At 56.9% G+C, this 16,547-nt stretch carries 19 protein-coding genes; 6 read left to right on the forward strand and 13 right to left on the reverse strand.

Going from position 1 to position 16,547, the window contains the following annotated elements; all coding sequences use genetic code 11:
• Positions 1–34 precede the first annotated feature (34 nt).
• The 7 genes from QWJ10_RS09485 to yrfG all read right to left on the reverse strand — a co-directional run bounded on the left by QWJ10_RS09485 (position 35) and on the right by yrfG (position 7,566).
• Positions 35–1,042 carry an LLM class oxidoreductase gene (locus QWJ10_RS09485; protein WP_289925750.1) on the reverse strand — a complete coding sequence of 336 codons (1,008 nt, stop codon included), beginning with the start codon at positions 1,040–1,042 and terminating at the stop codon, positions 35–37.
• A 120-nt stretch (positions 1,043–1,162) separates the two neighbouring features.
• Entirely contained in the window at positions 1,163–1,729 is a 567-nt protein-coding gene (locus QWJ10_RS09490; protein ID WP_289925751.1) for a nucleotidyltransferase family protein, read from the reverse strand.
• A gap of 94 nt (positions 1,730–1,823) precedes the next feature.
• Positions 1,824–4,145 (reverse strand): FdhF/YdeP family oxidoreductase, encoded by a 2,322-nt coding sequence (locus tag QWJ10_RS09495; RefSeq protein ID WP_289925753.1) that lies wholly within the window; start codon positions 4,143–4,145, stop codon positions 1,824–1,826.
• A gap of 2 nt (positions 4,146–4,147) precedes the next feature.
• A complete protein-coding gene (gene fdhD, locus QWJ10_RS09500) occupies positions 4,148–4,996 on the reverse strand; it encodes a formate dehydrogenase accessory sulfurtransferase FdhD (RefSeq protein ID WP_289925755.1) in 849 nt (282 codons plus the stop codon).
• A gap of 115 nt (positions 4,997–5,111) precedes the next feature.
• Positions 5,112–5,999, reverse strand: coding sequence for a LysR family transcriptional regulator (locus QWJ10_RS09505; RefSeq protein WP_074820796.1), 888 nt, complete (start codon positions 5,997–5,999; stop codon positions 5,112–5,114).
• 133 nt (positions 6,000–6,132) lie between these two features.
• A complete protein-coding gene (locus QWJ10_RS09510; protein ID WP_239383603.1) occupies positions 6,133–6,738 on the reverse strand; it encodes a chorismate mutase in 606 nt (201 codons plus the stop codon).
• Between the two features lie 141 nt (positions 6,739–6,879).
• Positions 6,880–7,566, reverse strand: a complete 687-nt coding sequence (gene yrfG, locus QWJ10_RS09515; RefSeq protein ID WP_074820791.1) for a GMP/IMP nucleotidase — start codon at positions 7,564–7,566, stop codon at positions 6,880–6,882.
• A 135-nt stretch (positions 7,567–7,701) separates the two neighbouring features.
• On the opposite strand from yrfG, the gene nudE reads away from it, so the two are divergent.
• Together nudE and cysQ are read left to right on the forward strand one after the other, a co-directional pair.
• Positions 7,702–8,268, forward strand: a complete 567-nt coding sequence (gene nudE, locus QWJ10_RS09520) for an ADP compounds hydrolase NudE (protein WP_010796235.1) — start codon at positions 7,702–7,704, stop codon at positions 8,266–8,268.
• A 71-nt stretch (positions 8,269–8,339) separates the two neighbouring features.
• Positions 8,340–9,158 (forward strand): 3'(2'),5'-bisphosphate nucleotidase CysQ, encoded by an 819-nt coding sequence (gene cysQ / locus QWJ10_RS09525; RefSeq protein WP_037030594.1) that lies wholly within the window; start codon positions 8,340–8,342, stop codon positions 9,156–9,158.
• Between the two features lie 2 nt (positions 9,159–9,160).
• Here cysQ and QWJ10_RS09530 read toward each other — a convergent pair whose 3' ends face one another.
• The 3 genes from QWJ10_RS09530 to QWJ10_RS09540 form a co-directional block, all read right to left on the reverse strand.
• A complete protein-coding gene (locus tag QWJ10_RS09530) occupies positions 9,161–9,616 on the reverse strand; it encodes a YiiD C-terminal domain-containing protein (protein WP_010796233.1) in 456 nt (151 codons plus the stop codon).
• 62 nt (positions 9,617–9,678) lie between these two features.
• Entirely contained in the window at positions 9,679–11,067 is a 1,389-nt protein-coding gene (locus tag QWJ10_RS09535; protein WP_125889607.1) for an ATP-binding protein, read from the reverse strand.
• A complete protein-coding gene (locus QWJ10_RS09540; protein ID WP_010796231.1) occupies positions 11,064–11,741 on the reverse strand; it encodes a response regulator transcription factor in 678 nt (225 codons plus the stop codon). Before QWJ10_RS09540 ends, QWJ10_RS09535 begins: the two co-directional genes overlap by 4 nt.
• On the opposite strand from QWJ10_RS09540, the gene QWJ10_RS09545 reads away from it, so the two are divergent.
• On the forward strand, positions 11,740–12,153 hold the full coding sequence (locus QWJ10_RS09545; RefSeq protein WP_239383604.1) for a hypothetical protein: 414 nt from the start codon (positions 11,740–11,742) through the stop codon (positions 12,151–12,153). The two genes, QWJ10_RS09540 and QWJ10_RS09545, sit on opposite strands and share 2 nt — an antisense overlap.
• Positions 12,154–12,388: 235 nt before the next feature.
• Entirely contained in the window at positions 12,389–13,219 is an 831-nt protein-coding gene (locus QWJ10_RS09550) for an NAD-dependent protein deacetylase (protein ID WP_289925776.1), read from the forward strand.
• A 61-nt stretch (positions 13,220–13,280) separates the two neighbouring features.
• On the opposite strand, the gene QWJ10_RS09555 is transcribed toward QWJ10_RS09550, so the two are convergent.
• Positions 13,281–13,496, reverse strand: coding sequence for a hypothetical protein (locus tag QWJ10_RS09555; RefSeq protein WP_010796229.1), 216 nt, complete (start codon positions 13,494–13,496; stop codon positions 13,281–13,283).
• A 252-nt stretch (positions 13,497–13,748) separates the two neighbouring features.
• Positions 13,749–14,642: a LysR family transcriptional regulator gene (locus QWJ10_RS09560; protein ID WP_239383606.1), complete on the reverse strand. Its 894-nt coding sequence runs from the start codon at positions 14,640–14,642 to the stop codon at positions 13,749–13,751.
• Positions 14,643–14,737: 95 nt separating this feature from the next.
• On the opposite strand from QWJ10_RS09560, the gene QWJ10_RS09565 reads away from it, so the two are divergent.
• Entirely contained in the window at positions 14,738–15,487 is a 750-nt protein-coding gene (locus tag QWJ10_RS09565) for a hypothetical protein (RefSeq protein ID WP_289925780.1), read from the forward strand.
• Positions 15,488–15,519: 32 nt separating this feature from the next.
• Entirely contained in the window at positions 15,520–15,798 is a 279-nt protein-coding gene (locus QWJ10_RS09570; protein WP_313550659.1) for an antibiotic biosynthesis monooxygenase, read from the forward strand.
• A 31-nt stretch (positions 15,799–15,829) separates the two neighbouring features.
• Here the strand turns inward: QWJ10_RS09570 and QWJ10_RS09575 are convergent, their stop codons facing one another.
• Positions 15,830–16,351, reverse strand: coding sequence for a lysozyme inhibitor LprI family protein (locus tag QWJ10_RS09575; protein WP_239383608.1), 522 nt, complete (start codon positions 16,349–16,351; stop codon positions 15,830–15,832).
• Positions 16,352–16,547 lie beyond the last annotated feature (196 nt).

A 16,547-nucleotide genomic window follows, 5' to 3' on the forward strand; every position in this document is an offset into this window, starting at 1 on the left:
CTCTCCTTTGTTAAGTCTGAGTTCTCTTGAGTTCTTATGGCTCAAGAGGTTCATGGGAAGGGAAGTGCGGCAAGACATATTCAGCCAGCTCCTGAACCACTTCCTTGGCCGGACGGCGGGACGACTTCAGATTCAACGCGGCGTGGTTCACCCCTCGGCGTTGCATATGCTCAAGATAATCCACCAGGTAGCGACGGCCAATCCTGAGTCCGGCATGAATAGGCATGGGGGCCTGGTCCGGATCTTCAGCCAGATCGAAGAACATGCCCTGGGCAAAAGGCTTGAACGTCTCTTCGCCCGTGACGCGCTTGATAGTTTCGCGCCACAACGTGGTAATGGCCGAGACATGCTCGACGCCAATGAAATAGTAGAACCAGCCGTCGGCATTGGCGGCAATCCAGTCCATTGCCTGACGGCTACGACCTGTAACGAAGGCAGGGATGCGGCCGTTGAATGGTTTGGGGACCAGATCGGCCAGCCCCTGCAGATCGCCAAAGCGGTCGAAGTCACCGTTAGGGAAAGGCGTTTCGCTGGCCAGGCGGAACATCTCGAACGCTTCGCGGAAGCGGTCGCCGCGCTGCTCGTACTCATCTTCCAGGCCAAAGGCGGGATACTCGACAGGTCGATCTCCCGAGGCGATACCCAGCACGAGCCGCCCGCTGGAGAGCTGGTCGACCGAGGCGGCCATTTTGGCCAGGTGCAGCGGGTGGCGCAGGGTGATCACGGCACTGCCGGTCGCCAGCGTAATACGTTTGGTGGTGCCGGCCAGAAAGCCCAGGTAGGTAAACGCCTCGAAGACCTGCCCCATGTCGCCAAAACCTGGATCGTAAAACGGTACGTCCCTGGCCCAGAGCGCAGCGAAGCCTAACTGATCGGCCAGCTGCGTCAGCTCGGCGTGGTGCTCAAGCGAAGGTCCCGGTTCGTTCGGGTAGCTTGCCACCGGCAGAGTAAAGCCCAGGGTAAGCCTGTCCGGCGCAAAGACCCGGTTAAACCCATTGTGGTGAGCGAAGGGATGATCGAGGGGGAGCGATGCAGCGTTCATAAGGTTCCTGGGTCCCTGAGCCTGATATCCATGATGACCGGTCTTCCATGAGTGTAATCGGTAGGCAATGGAGTCTCATGGGTTGTTCGAGTTCGAAAAACAATTTTTCCTGTACGGCAATCAGTCCGGCAGGTGGGGCGGTATATGTGCTGCAGATAGAAACCGAAGTTTCGGCCACCGGCACGCCCAGCCTTTCTCGTGCTGTCGTTGCCTGAAAACCTCCGGTTTGTAACGTTTGGGGTTCGGTGTTACGTGCAGCTTGAAGAGACCATGCTGAACAAACGGGCTGGCGATTTCGATCTGTCCGCTAGTCAGGAGGCGGGCCGCTAAGGCCGTTTCCATCTCCACCCCATAGCTCATGGCATCCAGGCTGCTGTGATAGGGCGCATCCCCGCTGCGCTTATGCATGCGGGCCTGATTCTTGACGGACCAGGGCAGGGCCGCACAGGCCCTGAGCCAATTCTCAAGCTCAGTATCTCTCTCAGGGTCACGGCAGACAGGGTCAAAATAGATGACGTCAATGTCCGTCAGCGGGGTAGGAACCGTGTAACCGTGCAGGTGATCCCAGGCCAGATTGCGCACGAATCCGGCGGCTACCCAGGCATCCGGCAAGTGCAACTGGGCAACACAGGCCAGCACTTGGCAGCGCAGCGGATCTTCAGCTATCCAGTCAGGGAGGCGATACATGGGAAGGAGAGGGTGGCCTTGGACCCTTCAGTATAGAGCCCGGCCATAAAAAGCAGCCTGCCGCCTGTATAGACGGCAGGCTGTTGGCTCGGTATCAGGCGACCGAAGCGATCGTGTTGCTGTGCGCTGGCTCCACGCGAATGGCTACGAATTTGGAGGTAGGCGTAAAGCTGTCCTCGCCGTAGCTTTCCAACGGCACCAGCGGATTGGTCTCAGGATAGTAGGCAGCCGCCTGACCCTCAGGAATATCGAACGGAAGCAGCGTAAAGCCACTGACACGACGCTCGATCCCATCGTCCCACAGCGAGACCATGTCCACCTTCTGGCCTGGCTCATAACCCAGGCGGCGGATGTCCGCTTCGTTGACAAAGACCACGTCACGCTGACCTTTTACACCCCGGTAACGGTCATCCAGGCTGTACACCGTTGTGTTGTATTGGTCGTGTGAACGCATGGTCTGTAGGATCAGGTCAGGCTTCTGGCCATTCTGGCGAGCCGCTTCCGGGATCAGATTCTCTGGCAACTGGCTGGGCGCAAAGTTGGCCTTGCCAGTCATCGTGTTCCAGACGCGATCACGCGCCTTGTTGCCCAGGTAGAAGCCGCCAGGATTGTCCAGGCGCACATTGAAGTTCTTGAAGCCCGGGATCACATCGGCGATCAGATCGCGGATGCGGTCGTAGTCTTCAATCAACCACTCCCAATCCACAGGGTGGTTGCCCAGTGTTGCCTTGGCAATCCCTGCAACAATGGCCGGCTCGGAGCGCATCTGGCGAGACAGTGGCTTGAGCACGCCTGCCGAGGCATGGACCATGCTGAAGCTGTCTTCTACCGTAATGGCCTGCTTGCCGCTGGCTTGTAGATCCAGCTCGGTACGGCCAAGGCATGGCAGGATCAGCGCTTGCTTGCCTGTCACCAGATGGCTACGGTTGAGCTTGGTCGCGATGTGTACGGTCAGGTCGCAGTTGCGCAGTGCCTGATGAGTCCGCGGTGTATCCGGTGTCGCCTGGGCAAAGTTGCCGCCCAGTCCGATAAAGACCTTGGCATCGCCCACCAACATGGCAGCGATGGCCTCCACCGTGTTATGGCCGCGCTCACGGGGCGCCTTGAAGTCGAAGCGCTTTTCCAGGGCATCGCTAAGCCAGGTCGGAGCCTTCTCATCGATCCCCATGGTGCGATCGCCTTGCACGTTGCTGTGGCCACGTACAGGGCACAGCCCCGCACCTTCCTTGCCCACATTGCCACGTAGCAATTGAAGGTTGGCGATCTCCTGAACCGTTGGGACGGAATGGCGGTGTTGGGTTACCCCCATGGCCCAGCAGATGATCACGCGCTCGGCCCTGGCATACATGCGCGCGGCCTGCTCGATCTCCGCCAGGGTCAGGCCTGACTGCTCCACAATCTGCTCCCAGGACGTAGCATCCAGCACGGCCAGATAACTATCGACACCCAGGGTGTGCTTCTGAATGAAGTCATGGTCGAACACCGGTGACGTGCCGTTCAGCTGTGCCTCACGCTCCCATTGCAGCAGGAATTTGGCTATCCCGCGCATGGCCGCCATATCGCCACCCAGGGCTGGGCGGAAATAGGCCGTGTTGGTCGGGCGCGAGTTGTTGGTCAGCATCTCGACCGGGCTCTGGGGATGCTGGAAGCGCTCCAGACCACGTTCCTTGAGCGGATTGAAACTGACTACCTGAGCACCGCGCTTCACAGCGTTGCGCAACACCTCGATCATCCGTGGATGGTTAGTACCAGGGTTCTGGCCCACCACGAAGATCGCATCGGCGTGCTCCATGTCCTCATAGGTCACCGTACCCTTGCCAACGCCTATGCTGCGGCCCAGGCCTACACCACTGGCCTCGTGGCACATGTTGGAGCAGTCCGGGAAATTGTTGGTGCCATAGGCCCGCACGAACAGCTGATACAGGAAGGCAGCCTCGTTGCTGGCGCGACCGGAAGTGTAAAACTCGGCCTGGTTAGGGTTTTCCAGCGCCTTCAGGTGTTTGGCGATGGTCTGGAAGGCATCATCCCAGCTGATCGGCACATAGTGATCAGTCGCCGGGTTGTAGCGCATCGGCTCGGTCAAGCGGCCCTGGTATTCGAGCCAGTAATCGCTTTGTGTGCTCAGGCTGCTGACGCTGTGCTTGGCAAAGAACGCAGCATCTACACGGCGGCTGGTCGCTTCCCAGTTCACCGCCTTGGCGCCGTTCTCGCAGAACTTCACCAGGCCGTTTTCCGGTGCTTCACCCCAGGCGCAGCCAGGGCAGTCGAAGCCGTGGTCCTGATTGGTCTTGAGCAGGGTCCGGATATTCTTGACGGCCTTGCCGCTGTCGAGCCAGAAGTGCACGACACTTTTCAGCGCACCCCAGCCTGCGGCAGGGCCTTGATAGGGTTTGTAAGAAGATTTTTGCTTGCTCATGACTACTCCCGATGTTCTGGAACGAGCGGCGCCGGGCTGTACACGCGAGGCGGAGACTGATGAGGTAAATGAATAAGGTTGAGACGATGCCGACGCGCCCATTCCACGGCGAGGCCAGTGGGCGCGGACAGAGTGACAAGCGTTGCCAGGTTGGCGCGAACCGCCTTGTGGATCAGCTCCAGACTGCAGCGGCTGGTCACCACGACAAAGCCGGCACGGGTATTGATCTTCTGGCGCATCAAGGCGCCGATCAGCTTGTCCAACGCGTTATGGCGGCCGATATCTTCACGGCAAAGGCCTAGCGCACCTTCGGCATTGGCAAACAGCGCCGCATGAACGGCGCCACTACGCTGACCCAACTGCTGAGCCTCGTTGATACGCTGGCGCAGATTGGCCAGATGCTCGGCAGGTGGCAGCTGCACCTTACGCAGCCGATCCAGTTGCGGCAGTGCCTGCTCAAGCGCCTCGACGCCACACAGGCCGCATCCGCTGGTTCCTGCCATCTGGCGACGCTGGCTTTTCAAGGCCCAAAACGTCCGGCTGGAAATTTCGACCTCAACATTCAGGGCTTCACCGACGCGGCGTACCTGCATGCCATAGATGTCGTCGATGGAATGAATGATTCCAGCGCTCAAACTCAGGCCCGCAACGAAATCCTCGATGTCGGCAGGTGTAGCCATCATGACGGTGTGACTGATGCCATTGTAGGAAATGGCAACGGCACACTCTTCAGCCAATGGCGTCTGGCCAGTGACTTCCGGGTTCTTCAGCTCGGCATAGGTATACCCATGCAGCGCTTGGCTGGCGGGCTGTTCCGAGGGTGTATCAGCATGCGGATTCGAGCGGGACATAGCAGCAATTGGCCTGCGGCTGTTTGACACAGATCAAAGCCTAAGCCTATTAAGGTGCGACGTCTAATCGCTGGTACCGATATGGCGATAGATGGGGCTTATCAAGCGACCGTTTTCATTTACCTGAGTACAGCAGGCGCGCTTCAGCAAAACAGGCTTCGGCCACTGGCAGGCGCGGCGCGGTACGCCGGATGATCAGCCCAAGCGGTGCCAGGGCTCGCCCACCCTGAATCGGAAGCAGGCAGGAGTGCTCGGTCAGCGCGTCGAACCCACCCTTGAGTGGCATCACGGCGCAACATAGTCCCGCATTGACTGCTTGCAGGAGCAGGTGCACGGCATCGCTTTCCAGTACAGGCCGGGGTGTGAGGCCGCGGCTGCGAAAACCGTGATCGACCGATTGGCGAAAGTGCATTCCTCCCGTAAGCAGACCCAGGGGCAAATCGGCTACCCGTTCCCAGCTCAGCTCCTGCTCGTCGAACTGAAAATGACGCTGGTCGAACAACAAGCCCATTCGGGTTTCGGTCAGTGACTGGCTTTCAAACATCTGATCGTTGAGATGGCTGAGATAGGAGATTCCCAGGTCGAGCTGGTTGCTCGCCAGCTGTTCGAGAATATGCTCGGTACTCAGCACCGATAACTGAAAGCGCAGATTGCTGTGCAACTGGCGCAGGTGATGCAGCAGAGGCATAGGGTCATAGCTGGCCAGGGGGACAATCCCTAGGCGCAGGGTGCCAACCAGCTGCCCTTTATAGGCGGCGGCTTCCGCATAGAGCCCCTCATGTGCCGCCATAAGGGTCCGGGCCCAGGCCAGAATACGCTGGCCCGCCTCGGTAAAGCCTTCGAAGCGCTGACCCCGACGTACCAGCTCAAGCCCCAGCTCTTCTTCAAGGCTACGCAGGCGCATGGAAAGGGTTGGCTGAGTGACGTAGCACCGTTCGGCCGCTTGGCCGAAGTGGCGCGTTTCATCCAGGGCAATCAGGAATTTGAGCTGTTTGATGTCCATGATCAGGCGGACAGGCTTCCGGCAGCATGAAGGCAGAATCTATCAGCATAGCGCCGTAGATAGAGAAAGGAACAGAATTGAATGACGAAGGGTGCCTGCCGGGTTATCCATGGCAGGCACGTCAGGCCGTACGTTAATCGGTGGCAGCTACCTGCTGCTGCGACCCCTGGCAGACATTGGCCATACCGCGGACCAACGCCAGCCGATGCAGAGAATCAAGTGCATGTGCCGTGGCATAGGTGCTTACCGCACGGGCTGCGACATGTGGGCAGTCCGGCGCCTTGCGTAGAGGCTCGGCAGCCTGGAGTGCATCGAGCAGCTCGTTCTGCAGTTGATCGAGCTGCTTGCGAACCACGGCAAGGTCCGGGCGCGTCTTGTTGGGTGCCTTATCGATGGCATGCCATCGATCCAGCAGCCCATACTGGACCCACTTGTTAGCCTCGATCTGATCGGAAAAGAAGCGCTGCGCATCATCGGGCTGCAAACCGTGAGCGGCGGCTTCATTACGAACCCGGGCCAGGACATCCGCCTCTCGTTGGGTGTCGAGGACCGGTTTGCCGCTGTCCCATTTGCTCAGCGCAACCAGATCGGCCGTTGAGATGCGAGCGTTGATCTTATCAAGCAAAGGCGTAAAGCCACTCGTGTTCTGGGCAGCATTGGCCGTAGCACAGAACACAAGCGTAAGGGCAGACAACCAAACAGCGCCGCGAAGCGGCAGGGTGCATCGAAAAGCGTTCATAGAGGCAGTCCTGAAAAGGTTAACCAGGGGACTAAACGCCGGCCCAGTGCATCATCACTCCACACTGGGTCGCGCTGAAACGTTGCGCCGCTTCGCCGGCAGGGTCAACCCAGGCATGAGGCGTCTGTGCGCGAGTCACGCTCAGGAGTGTGACGTAGCCACCGTCTCTTGGGGTGGTAGCAGTTCTCGATAATCGTCTACCGCCTCGAATTCAGCGGTGTCCCGCGGGCCCTGGCGGCTATCGGGATTGCGTACCGCCAGAAGATGAGCGATGCCATACCGCTGGGCGCTGCGCAGAACGGGTAGGCTGTCGTCGATGAACAGTGTACGGGCCGGATCAAAGCCGAAGTCCTGCTGCAGTGCAAACCAGAACTGCTGGTCTTCCTTGGGGAAACCATAGTCATGGGAACTGATCATCCGGTCGAAATAAGGCGCAAGCTCGATACGTTCAAGCTTTAGGGAGAGCGAGTCCCGATGGGCATTGGTGATCAGGGCGACCCGCTTGCCTGCTGCCTGAATGGCAGACAGAAACGTATCGGCATCGGGGCGCAAGGCAATGAGATGGGCAATATCCCGCTTTAGCGCGGCGATCGAAAGCCCCAGTTGAGCGCTCCAGTAGTCCAGGCAATACCAAGTCAGTTTGCCGGCATTCTCCTCGAACAGTGGCTCCAGTTCGGCCATGGCCCACTCAAAGGACTGGCCATGATGCTTGGCGTAGCACTGCGGGAGATATTCCAGCCAGAAATGATTGTCGAAGTGTAAATCGAGCAGCGTGCCGTCCATATCCAGCAAGACGGTGTCGATCTGATTCCAGGCAAGGGTAGGCATGGCTTCCTCTTTTGGACTCCACCGTAACCGCGGTGAGCCATCTCTTCGTGATTACGCCAAGACAGATCGTCCCGGCCACGGATTATTAAACAAGGCGCGTTATGATAGCCGACCCGATTCGCTCAGGAGCCGTTTATGCGACAGAAACCCGCTGTGCTTGCCCGGCAGATTGTTGCCAAGAGTCGTCTTTTCACGGTTGAAGAAGTCGAGCTGCGCTTTTCCAATGGTGAAGAGCGCACCTATGAACGACTGGCCAACAAGGGGACCGGCCCGGGCGCGGTCATGGTCGTGGCCATGCTGGACAACGAGCATGCCCTGTTGATTGAAGAATACTGCGGCGGCACCGAAGACTATCAGTTGTCCCTGCCCAAGGGGCTTGTCGAGATGGACGAGACCGTACTGGAGGGCGCTAACCGTGAGCTCAAGGAGGAAGCCGGTTACGGTGCCCGCCAGCTCGAATATCTGACGCAGCTCTCTCTGTCGCCCGGCTACATGAATCAGAAAATTCATGTCGTGTTGGCGCGCGATCTTTATCCCGAGCGTTTGCAGGGCGATGAGCCCGAACCGATCGAGGTAGACAAGATCAGCCTACGCGAGCTATTCAGTCTGATGGATAATCCCCGGTTTACCGAAGGACGCGCATTGGCTGCGCTCTATTTAGTGCGGGATCTGTTGATCCAGCGTGGCGAGTTCGTCGCCTGACATTTACCGTGCGGTCGTTATTGAGGCGGCCTCATCTGCCTGTGGAGGTTTTTATGATGGTGCCCGTCTCCATTACCGCACCGCTGGTGCTCAACGTTGTCGACCTGGTCCGCCAGGCTGGTGCCGCAATCCTTCCTTTCTGGCGCAATGACGTGGCCGTGACTGAAAAGGCCGACGCCTCGCCGGTTACCGCCGCCGATCTGGCAGCCCACCGCATCATCAGCGAAGGCTTGGCCGCGCTGACCCCGGACATTCCGGTACTCTCGGAAGAAGCGTGTGATATCTCGCTGGAGGAGCGTGCCCGCTGGCGCTGCTGGTGGGTCGTCGATCCGCTGGATGGCACTAAGGAGTTCATCTCCGGCAGCGAGGAGTTCACCGTCAACATCGCCTTGGTGGAAGAAGGGCGCGTTGTGTTTGGTGTGGTCGGTGTGCCCACCCGTGACCTGTATTACTGTGGCGGAACAGAAATGGGCGCCTGGCGTATACGGGGAGAGGACGGCGAAGAGATCAATGTCCGGCCTACACCTGTACAGGGCTTTACCGTCGTTGCTAGCCGCCGACACAGCAGTCCTACTCAGGAGCGACTTCTGGCTGGGCTGGGTGAGCATATGGGCGAGATCAAGCTGGCCAATGTTGGTAGCTCGCTGAAGTTCTGCCTGCTGGCTGAAGGTGCGGCGGACTGCTATCCCCGACTGGCGCCAACCTCTCAATGGGACACGGCAGCGGCTCAGGGAGTCTTAGAAGGGGCGGGTGGCGTCGTACTCAACCTGAATGGTGAGCCACTGACATACGAGGCGAGGGAAGATTTTCTCAATCCCTACTTCCTGGCCTTGCCGGCCGAGGCACATTGGCGGGACACGCTCGTTGAGCTGGCATCCCGCCAGGCCTGATATTACTTGTGCAGCACGTACTGCCCGGTGAAGCGCACGCCGTCTTCACCGTTGGCGGCCAGAATACGTGAGTGCAACGTCAAGCGGCCACGACCGCGACGGCGGAACATGGTCTCGAAACGCTGCCAGTCACGCTCGTCCGGCGCATCGCACAGCGCAATGGCGTCTGTGGTCACAGGCAGCGGATAGGCAATCTGACCTTCCTGAATCACGATATGGCCTTCCTCTTCCAGGCCTGCTTCGCGCAGGCGCAGGTAGAGCCAGCCCCAGCCCGCCAGTACGGCGATGCAATAGAGGCTTCCACCAAACATCGTGTGGGCATGATTGACGTTAGCATCGAGCGGCGCATGCAGACGCAGGGAATGCGCTTCCCAACTCTTCACCTGTAGGCCAAGGGCCTGAGTGATCGGGATATCGCGGTACAGCAGTGATTCCAGGTGGCGGCAATCGCGTTCCATGCCGGGGTCCTATAGAGCAAATGGCGGGGGTAACAGGGCAGACGCAAACATTGACTTGCAAGTCACGTCCGGACTTCATTGTGCCCTAATCGAGGACGTTCAGGGGAGACACTCGGCAGACGGAAGCGAAAACGAGCACCACCTAACGAAGAATCATCAATCGTCAGGGCGCTGCGGTAGCCTTCAAGGATATCCTGCACAACGGCCAGCCCGATGCCTTGACCAGGGTGGCGGCTGTCGATGCGTACGCCTCGCCGCAGGACAGTCTCGCGTCGCTCGGCTGGAATACCGGGGCCATCATCCTCGATATCGATGATCCAGCTGTCGTCGATGAATTCAGCGCTGACCTGTACTTGAGTCAGGCACAGGCGATAACCGTTTTCCAGCAGGTTGCCAAAGACTTCCAGCATGGCGGCTTCCTCCGCCTGAACTTTCATACCCGGAGGGAAATGCAGTGACGCCTGGACTTTCTTCTCGGCGTACACCTTGTCCAACGTACTGAACAAGGACTCCACGAGCGGCTGCAGTTCCAGTGGCCGGCTCAATACCGCACCGCGCCGTGTGGCACGTTGCAGCTGGAAAACAACCTGTTGATTCATGCGCTCAATCTGAACCTGAAGCGCAGACACCTCATGCTCCAGGCTGGGTTTTCGGCGCAGGTCTTCTGTCACGCCCTGCAGAACGGCCAGTGGGGTCTTTAGGCTATGGGCCAGATCACCCAGCGTATCGCGATAGCGCTCCCGTTGCAGTCGCTCGAAATCGAGAAGGCGATTGAGGGAGCGGATCAGGCGGCTAATCTCGCTAGGTACATTCTTCTCGTCGAGCAGATCGCGCTGGTCAGTCTCGATAGCATCCAGCTGGCGGCTCAAACGGTGCAGTGGACGCAGGCTCCAGTGCAGCCCCACGGCCAGAAAAATCAGAAGAGCGAATAACACTCCGCTCAGCCAGAGCGTAACCTGGTGCATAAAGCCGCTGCGCAGGCGGTCGTATTCCTCGGCCGGCTGCATGGTGACGATACTGAAGCCTGCTACGGGCGGGTTGCCCAGCAAGACCTCTCGGTCAAAGACGAAAAAGCCGCGCCCCTCGTCATCCGTAGTCTTGACTAATTTAACGCCGGTCCCGTCAAAGGTGGGCCGGTAGTTGGGACGCTCGCGTACGGCGGAGCGGGAGCGCCATAGCAGACGACCGTTCTGGTCGTATACATAACCCAGGATCGGCGATTGTGGGCGGTCAAAGACCTCCTCTGCGATCATTTCCGGCATGGCCAGACGCCCATCAATGGCCCGGGCCGCACCAATCAACGTGTTGGCGTTAGCCTCAAGGCGCGCCGCCACAAAGTTTTCTACCGTCCCGTCAAACGCCTTGCCAATGGCTGGGATCATCAAGCCCAGGCAAATGATGACCAGAAGCGCCGCACTTAATAGCAGGCGCAGGCGGAACGATCGAATCATTGGCAGCGCTCGGTAAACAGATATCCACGTCCGCGGACGGTCTCGATGGGCTGCATACCGCATGACGCTTCCAGCTTGCGTCGCAGACGGCCAACCAGTACCTCGATGACATTGCTGTCATGCTCGCCGTCATCGTCGTAGAGCTGCTCCATGAGGCGCTCTTTCGTAATGACCTGCTGATGGTTGCGCATGAGGTATTCAAGCAGGCGATATTCATAAGCCGTCAGCTGCAAAGGCTGCTCTTCGTTGAAGGCCTGTTGGCGACCAAGGTCCAGGCGCAGATTACCGGCCTTGATGCTGGGTTGGATGAAGCCGGCCGAGCGGCGCAGCAATACATTCAGGCGCGCTTCCAGCTCTTCGAACTGAAACGGCTTGACGACATAGTCGTCGGCACCAGCACCCAAGCCTTCCACTTTGTCCTGCCAGCTACCGCGAGCAGTAAGGATCAGAATCGGCAAGGCCATGCCCTGAGTGCGAAGCTGACGGATCAGATCAAGACCGCTCATGCCAGGCAGACCCAGGTCCACAATCGCCAGGTCATGGTGGAATTCGCGTGCGTTATAAAGGGCTTCCTCGGCATTGCCTACGGCATTGACCACATGCCCAGCTTCGCTAAGGCGCACCTTGAGGTGGTGACGGAGCAGGTTTTCGTCTTCGACGACGAGAATTTTCATGGGTGTTCCTGAATGTTCGGCAAACAAAGGTCAACTCGAATCGATAGGGCATTATCCTCGACTTCTGACCAATACGGTGAGTGATGTGCCCCTCTATCAGGGCAAGTACTCAATAAAGGAGGATAAAGGAAAGGTTTCTGGATATGCGTCATTTGTATCAGGCAAAAAAAACCTCTCCGATGGGGAGAGGTCAGGAGCACTTCATGGGGATCGAGAAACTGCCACTGGGGAAAGTGGCTATGCACCACCAGGGATGAACTGGCCTGTGCACAATGGAGCTGCAAGGAACATCGCCGAAGAACATGAGGAAGTTACCGATGCATGTGAACTGGCTGCGTCGATCGGAGCGGGGAACGCAACAGCCAGCTGGGGATACATCATGATCGGGCCTCCTCACTGGAGCATCTTCTGACAGTTTCAGACTACGCCAGGGTGGCTGAATACTTTCTGAATCCGTGCTGAACAAGAGCTGAACGATATGAGATCGACGTTTTTTGAACCAAAGGGCGACCAATGGTCATCTTTTACAGCGAGACAACGGCATTCTTGTTAAAGGCGCACTGAGGCTGGCCGGCTCCTGTCTATCAAGGCTGGCGTTCAGGGTTATCGCCTAAGCTAATCCACTACTAGACGATATAGATGCCGTCATGCCTGATTTTGAAACCGAGCTGTCTGATCTGAAAGCGCTTATCTACCGCTATCAACCGCTGATACTGACAGGCGCGGGTATCAGCACCGCATCGGGTATCCCGGATTACCGCGACGTCAATGGCGTGCGCCGGGGCAGGGCGCCCATGATGTTTCAGGAGTTCATGAACTCCCCTGAGGCTCGAAAACGATATTGGGCCCGTAGCATGGTAGGTTGGCCCGCCGTGCGTGATGCCATGCCCAATGCCACGCACAAGGCACTGGCTGAATTGGAGGCGGGGCGGCGAATTTCGGGCATCGTTACGCAGAATGTAGATGCGCTGCACGGGAAGGCTGGCAGTCACCATGTTACGGAGCTGCATGGCAACCTGCACCGAGTCGTGTGCATGGATTGCGGCAACCGCATGTGGCGCGAGGACGTCCAGAACGAGCTGAGGGCGCTTAATCCGAATGTACAGGGTATCGATGCTGTCCTGGCACCTGATGGCGATGCCCATCTCGCAGCGTCCTATCTTGAAGGCTTTCGCCTGGCGGGTTGTCCCTGTTGCGGCAGTGAATGGCTCAAGCCGGATGTCGTGTTCTTTGGTGAAGGCGTGCCTGCACATGAGGCGGAGGCAGCATGGGAGGGAGTTCGGCATGCCGATGCGCTGGTTGCAATCGGTACGTCCCTGATGGCCTATTCGAGCTTTCGGCTATGCAAGTTGATCGTAGAGCTTGGCAGGCCTCTTATTCTGATCAATATCGGCAAGACGCGCGCCGATACGATATGCACATTGAAGATTGAGCAACCCTGTCAGGAGGTGCTGCCCTGGCTGATGGCGCAACCTTAATGGTCAGGCAAGAGAAAGGCGCCAGAGGCGCCTTTCAATAAAGCAGATTGACCGCAACTCTTTAATGCCGAATGGCGAAGCGTTCAGGCGTTTGCAGACTGATCACCGAGCTGAATGCATCGCGCAGTGGCTTGAGTTCTTCAGGGCTTTTTTCGCCACGATGAACCTGAGCAATCATGGCGAGTGCGTGCTCGATCAAATCATTGGCGGCCTGTAGATGATCCAGCAGAGAGTCAATTTCTTGCTGTGCGGATAAGCAGGAATTTGATTGAGCCATAGCGGCAAGCTTTCCATAAATGAGCAAAGTATGTTGGCTTGGTGTCGAGCAGGGTTACAGCGCACCATTAACCAAGAGGCGCACAGCCTACATTAATCAAGCTATAAAATCTGATGCGGCGAGCATATAGACTGACTCTTGGTGTGCCTCGGCGACCAATGGCATTTAAAGGCCTCTTTTGCGCAGCGTTTCGCCTCACATTTATGTCGCGGAACCTTGGCTACAGTGATCCGGTTAAAGGATGCTGGGCCTTCATAAGTGAGTCGGTCGCTTGCCGTTCTGATTCAGAGGGATAGTCTCGCTTAAGGCCCTGTAAAGGGTATGCACTGGCTGCAATACACGACCACCTGCCCGTATGAGAATCCAGAGCTCACTTTCGCAATTGATCAAGGGAGCGCTTAACGGGCAGAGTTCGGGAGCTGTTTGCAATACAAAGCAGGGCAAGATGGCAACGCCTAATCCTGAGCGCACCAGCTGCGTAACGGCATGTATGCTCTGGCAGCGATACCTTGGGATGAGGGTTGGATAGTTAAGCGTGCGCCACGTGACGGTGGGGTGATCGCTGAAAGAGTCATCGAGTGATATCCAGGTCAGCGCATCCCACGGCTTATCCTGAATCTGACTTAGATAAGACGTATGTCCATACAAGGCATACGGCACTTTTCCCAGGCAGCGACCTACAAGGTGTTCCGGCGGGGTTTTCGTCAGCCGTATAGCGATGTCGGCATCCCGACGGCTCAAGTCAGCGAAACCGTCGGATGTCGATATTTCCAGCATCAGCTGCGGATAGTCTGGTAAGACATCTCCAAGCGCCGGGGCCACAAGATTTGCCAGTACGGATTCGGTACAGGTCAGTTGCACGGTGCCCGCAATGGAGTCGGCTTCCAAAAGACTGGCCCGCGCATTGTCCAGGGCATGCTCAGCCCGTTCGGCTTGATCCGCCAACAGCAAGGCGGTGGGCGTAGGTAAGTAGCCGGTCCGTTTCTTCTCAAATAACTCAAGCCCTAACGATGCTTCAAGACGCCTGATAGAGCGAAATACGGTAGACACGTCTACGCGAAGCCGCTCGGCAGCACGTGAAAGCGAGCCCCCCCTTACCAAGGCAAGAATCAGCGCAAGATCAGAATAGTCGAGTCGATTGTGCATATGTGCAAGGACAGTCTGCCGAGGCGCCAATAGTGGTCAACAGGGTCTCTTTTTATAGTGCCTACCCAAGAAGCAAAACTATAGAGGAGAAGTCCATGAGCGCACCTGTGAAAAACCTTATACCAGGTAGGCAAAGCGTTCGGGTTGCGCTGGTAGGTGACTACAACCCTGAGATCAAGGCGCACCAAGCCATCATCCAGGCGTTGCACTTGGCTCAAGCCGCTCTGAATATTCCCCTGGTATTCGAGTGGATCGCTACAGCTAATATAGAAGAAACGACTTTCGAAGAAGCTAATGGCGTTTGGTGCACCCCTGGAAGCCCATATGACAATGAAGAAGGTGCGCTATCTGCTATTCGATACGCCAGAAATCACGCAATCCCGTTTTTAGGCAGTTGCGCAGGATTTCAGTATGCATTGATCGAATATGCACGCAATGAGCTGAACCGGGCCAACGCAGCGCATGCTGAAACAGCACCGGAACGCGATAACCCGATAGTCTCTCCGCTAGCCTGTGCGCTGATAGAAAGAGGCGAACAGGTAGGATTCACTTCCAGCTCACGTATAGCCGAAGCGTATGGTGCTATAGAAAGCTACGAGGAATACCGCTGTGCATATGGCCTTAATACAGCGGTCGGGCTAGAGATCTTGTCCGGCAAGCTTAAAGCCGTCGGACAAAATGCTGCTGGAGAGGTGAGGGCGGTCGAACTGCATGATCATCCCTTCTTTATTGCAACACTCTTTCAGTCCGAGCGTCAGGCCTTGAAGGGACGTCTGCCTCCCCTTGTTAAAGCCTTTATAAAAGCCTCTGCCACTCATGCCGTTTCGTCAGGGAGGAACAAATAAAGAGCCCTCCCTCTCCGCCATGCTACGCAGTCATCTTTGTTTCCAAGCAAAGTGCTCAAAAAGATGGCTATGAGGAAACAGCCGAGCACATGCTCGAATTGGCCAAAAGGCAGCCAGGGTTCCTGGACGTCCTCTCCGTAAGAGGCGAGAACGGTACTGGAATCACCATTTCTTATTGGACCAATGAAAAGTCCATAAAGGCATGGAAAGATCAACCTGAGCACCAGCAGGCGCGCAGGCAGGGTCGCACCAAGTGGTATGAAGGGTACAGTGTGCAGATCGTAAAAGTGGAGCGTGCTTACTCTTTATAAGAGCAAACACAAGAGACCACGTGCGGCCAACTTAAAGAGAGGAGTCCTGCTCTGTAAAACGGCTCAGCTCATCAGCACGAGCTTTGGTCATATCCAATAGGCAGGATGCCGTATTCAGCGCATCAATCGTACCGCCTGTTGCATTGGCATAAAGGCTACAGTTGGCGTCTCGATATTTGATCCACAACCGTTGAGTCTCTTTGAGCTTGGCTTTCTGTGGATCGCTAAAGGTAGCCATCGTGTTCTGATAGGCTTCATTTAGCCGAGTATCCTGAAGCTTTGTTTCGGCAGATATACAGCTCAGCATGTCTCTGGTAGTGCCTTTGGACTCATCAAGGCACGTATTAAAGGTAGCCGAGTAATCTTCTTCATCCATTGCAAATGCCGGTTGAAAGGCAACAAGAGCGGTAAGTCCAAAAGCAAATAGGTAGAACCTCATGTATTCCTCGCTTGTTGGCGTGCTGCTTTTCCAAAGGATCTGGTGATAGACAATAGGGCTACTATTAAAGTGGTATGAATCAGACGTCCTGAAAGAGAAGCTCGGTACATCCATAAGAAACGCGTGTAGTAACACCTTGAGGCAGTCTAGAAGCTATATATAGGATTTTATCGAAGCCTATTCAAATAAAGCTTGACCTGTGAGCGGAGGGGCCTATAATGCGCCCCACTTCCGCTGCAACGGAACAGCAAAAAGCCTTGTAGATCAATGGTTTAGCTGTTTACTCAGGGTCAGGCCTCCGGTCTGGCAG

The sequence above is a fragment of the Pseudomonas sp. WAC2 genome, from assembly GCF_030403525.1.
GTDB lineage: Bacteria > Pseudomonadota > Gammaproteobacteria > Pseudomonadales > Pseudomonadaceae > Chryseomonas > Chryseomonas luteola.

Coding starts and splice junctions, on each gene's coding strand:
- QWJ10_RS09485 (WP_289925750.1), bottom strand. CDS start 1,042: ATGAACGCTGCATCGCTCCCCCTCGATCATCCCTTCGCTCACCACAAT.
- QWJ10_RS09490 (WP_289925751.1), bottom strand. CDS start 1,729: ATGTATCGCCTCCCTGACTGGATAGCTGAAGATCCGCTGCGCTGCCAA.
- QWJ10_RS09495 (WP_289925753.1), bottom strand. CDS start 4,145: ATGAGCAAGCAAAAATCTTCTTACAAACCCTATCAAGGCCCTGCCGCA.
- fdhD (WP_289925755.1), bottom strand. CDS start 4,996: ATGTCCCGCTCGAATCCGCATGCTGATACACCCTCGGAACAGCCCGCC.
- QWJ10_RS09505 (WP_074820796.1), bottom strand. CDS start 5,999: ATGGACATCAAACAGCTCAAATTCCTGATTGCCCTGGATGAAACGCGC.
- QWJ10_RS09510 (WP_239383603.1), bottom strand. CDS start 6,738: ATGAACGCTTTTCGATGCACCCTGCCGCTTCGCGGCGCTGTTTGGTTG.
- yrfG (WP_074820791.1), bottom strand. CDS start 7,566: ATGCCTACCCTTGCCTGGAATCAGATCGACACCGTCTTGCTGGATATG.
- nudE (WP_010796235.1), top strand. CDS start 7,702: ATGCGACAGAAACCCGCTGTGCTTGCCCGGCAGATTGTTGCCAAGAGT.
- QWJ10_RS09530 (WP_010796233.1), bottom strand. CDS start 9,616: ATGGAACGCGATTGCCGCCACCTGGAATCACTGCTGTACCGCGATATC.
- QWJ10_RS09535 (WP_125889607.1), bottom strand. CDS start 11,067: ATGATTCGATCGTTCCGCCTGCGCCTGCTATTAAGTGCGGCGCTTCTG.
- QWJ10_RS09545 (WP_239383604.1), top strand. CDS start 11,740: ATGGGTGTTCCTGAATGTTCGGCAAACAAAGGTCAACTCGAATCGATA.
- QWJ10_RS09540 (WP_010796231.1), bottom strand. CDS start 11,741: ATGAAAATTCTCGTCGTCGAAGACGAAAACCTGCTCCGTCACCACCTC.
- QWJ10_RS09550 (WP_289925776.1), top strand. CDS start 12,389: ATGCCTGATTTTGAAACCGAGCTGTCTGATCTGAAAGCGCTTATCTAC.
- QWJ10_RS09555 (WP_010796229.1), bottom strand. CDS start 13,496: ATGGCTCAATCAAATTCCTGCTTATCCGCACAGCAAGAAATTGACTCT.
- QWJ10_RS09560 (WP_239383606.1), bottom strand. CDS start 14,642: ATGCACAATCGACTCGACTATTCTGATCTTGCGCTGATTCTTGCCTTG.
- QWJ10_RS09565 (WP_289925780.1), top strand. CDS start 14,738: ATGAGCGCACCTGTGAAAAACCTTATACCAGGTAGGCAAAGCGTTCGG.
- QWJ10_RS09575 (WP_239383608.1), bottom strand. CDS start 16,351: ATGGATGTACCGAGCTTCTCTTTCAGGACGTCTGATTCATACCACTTT.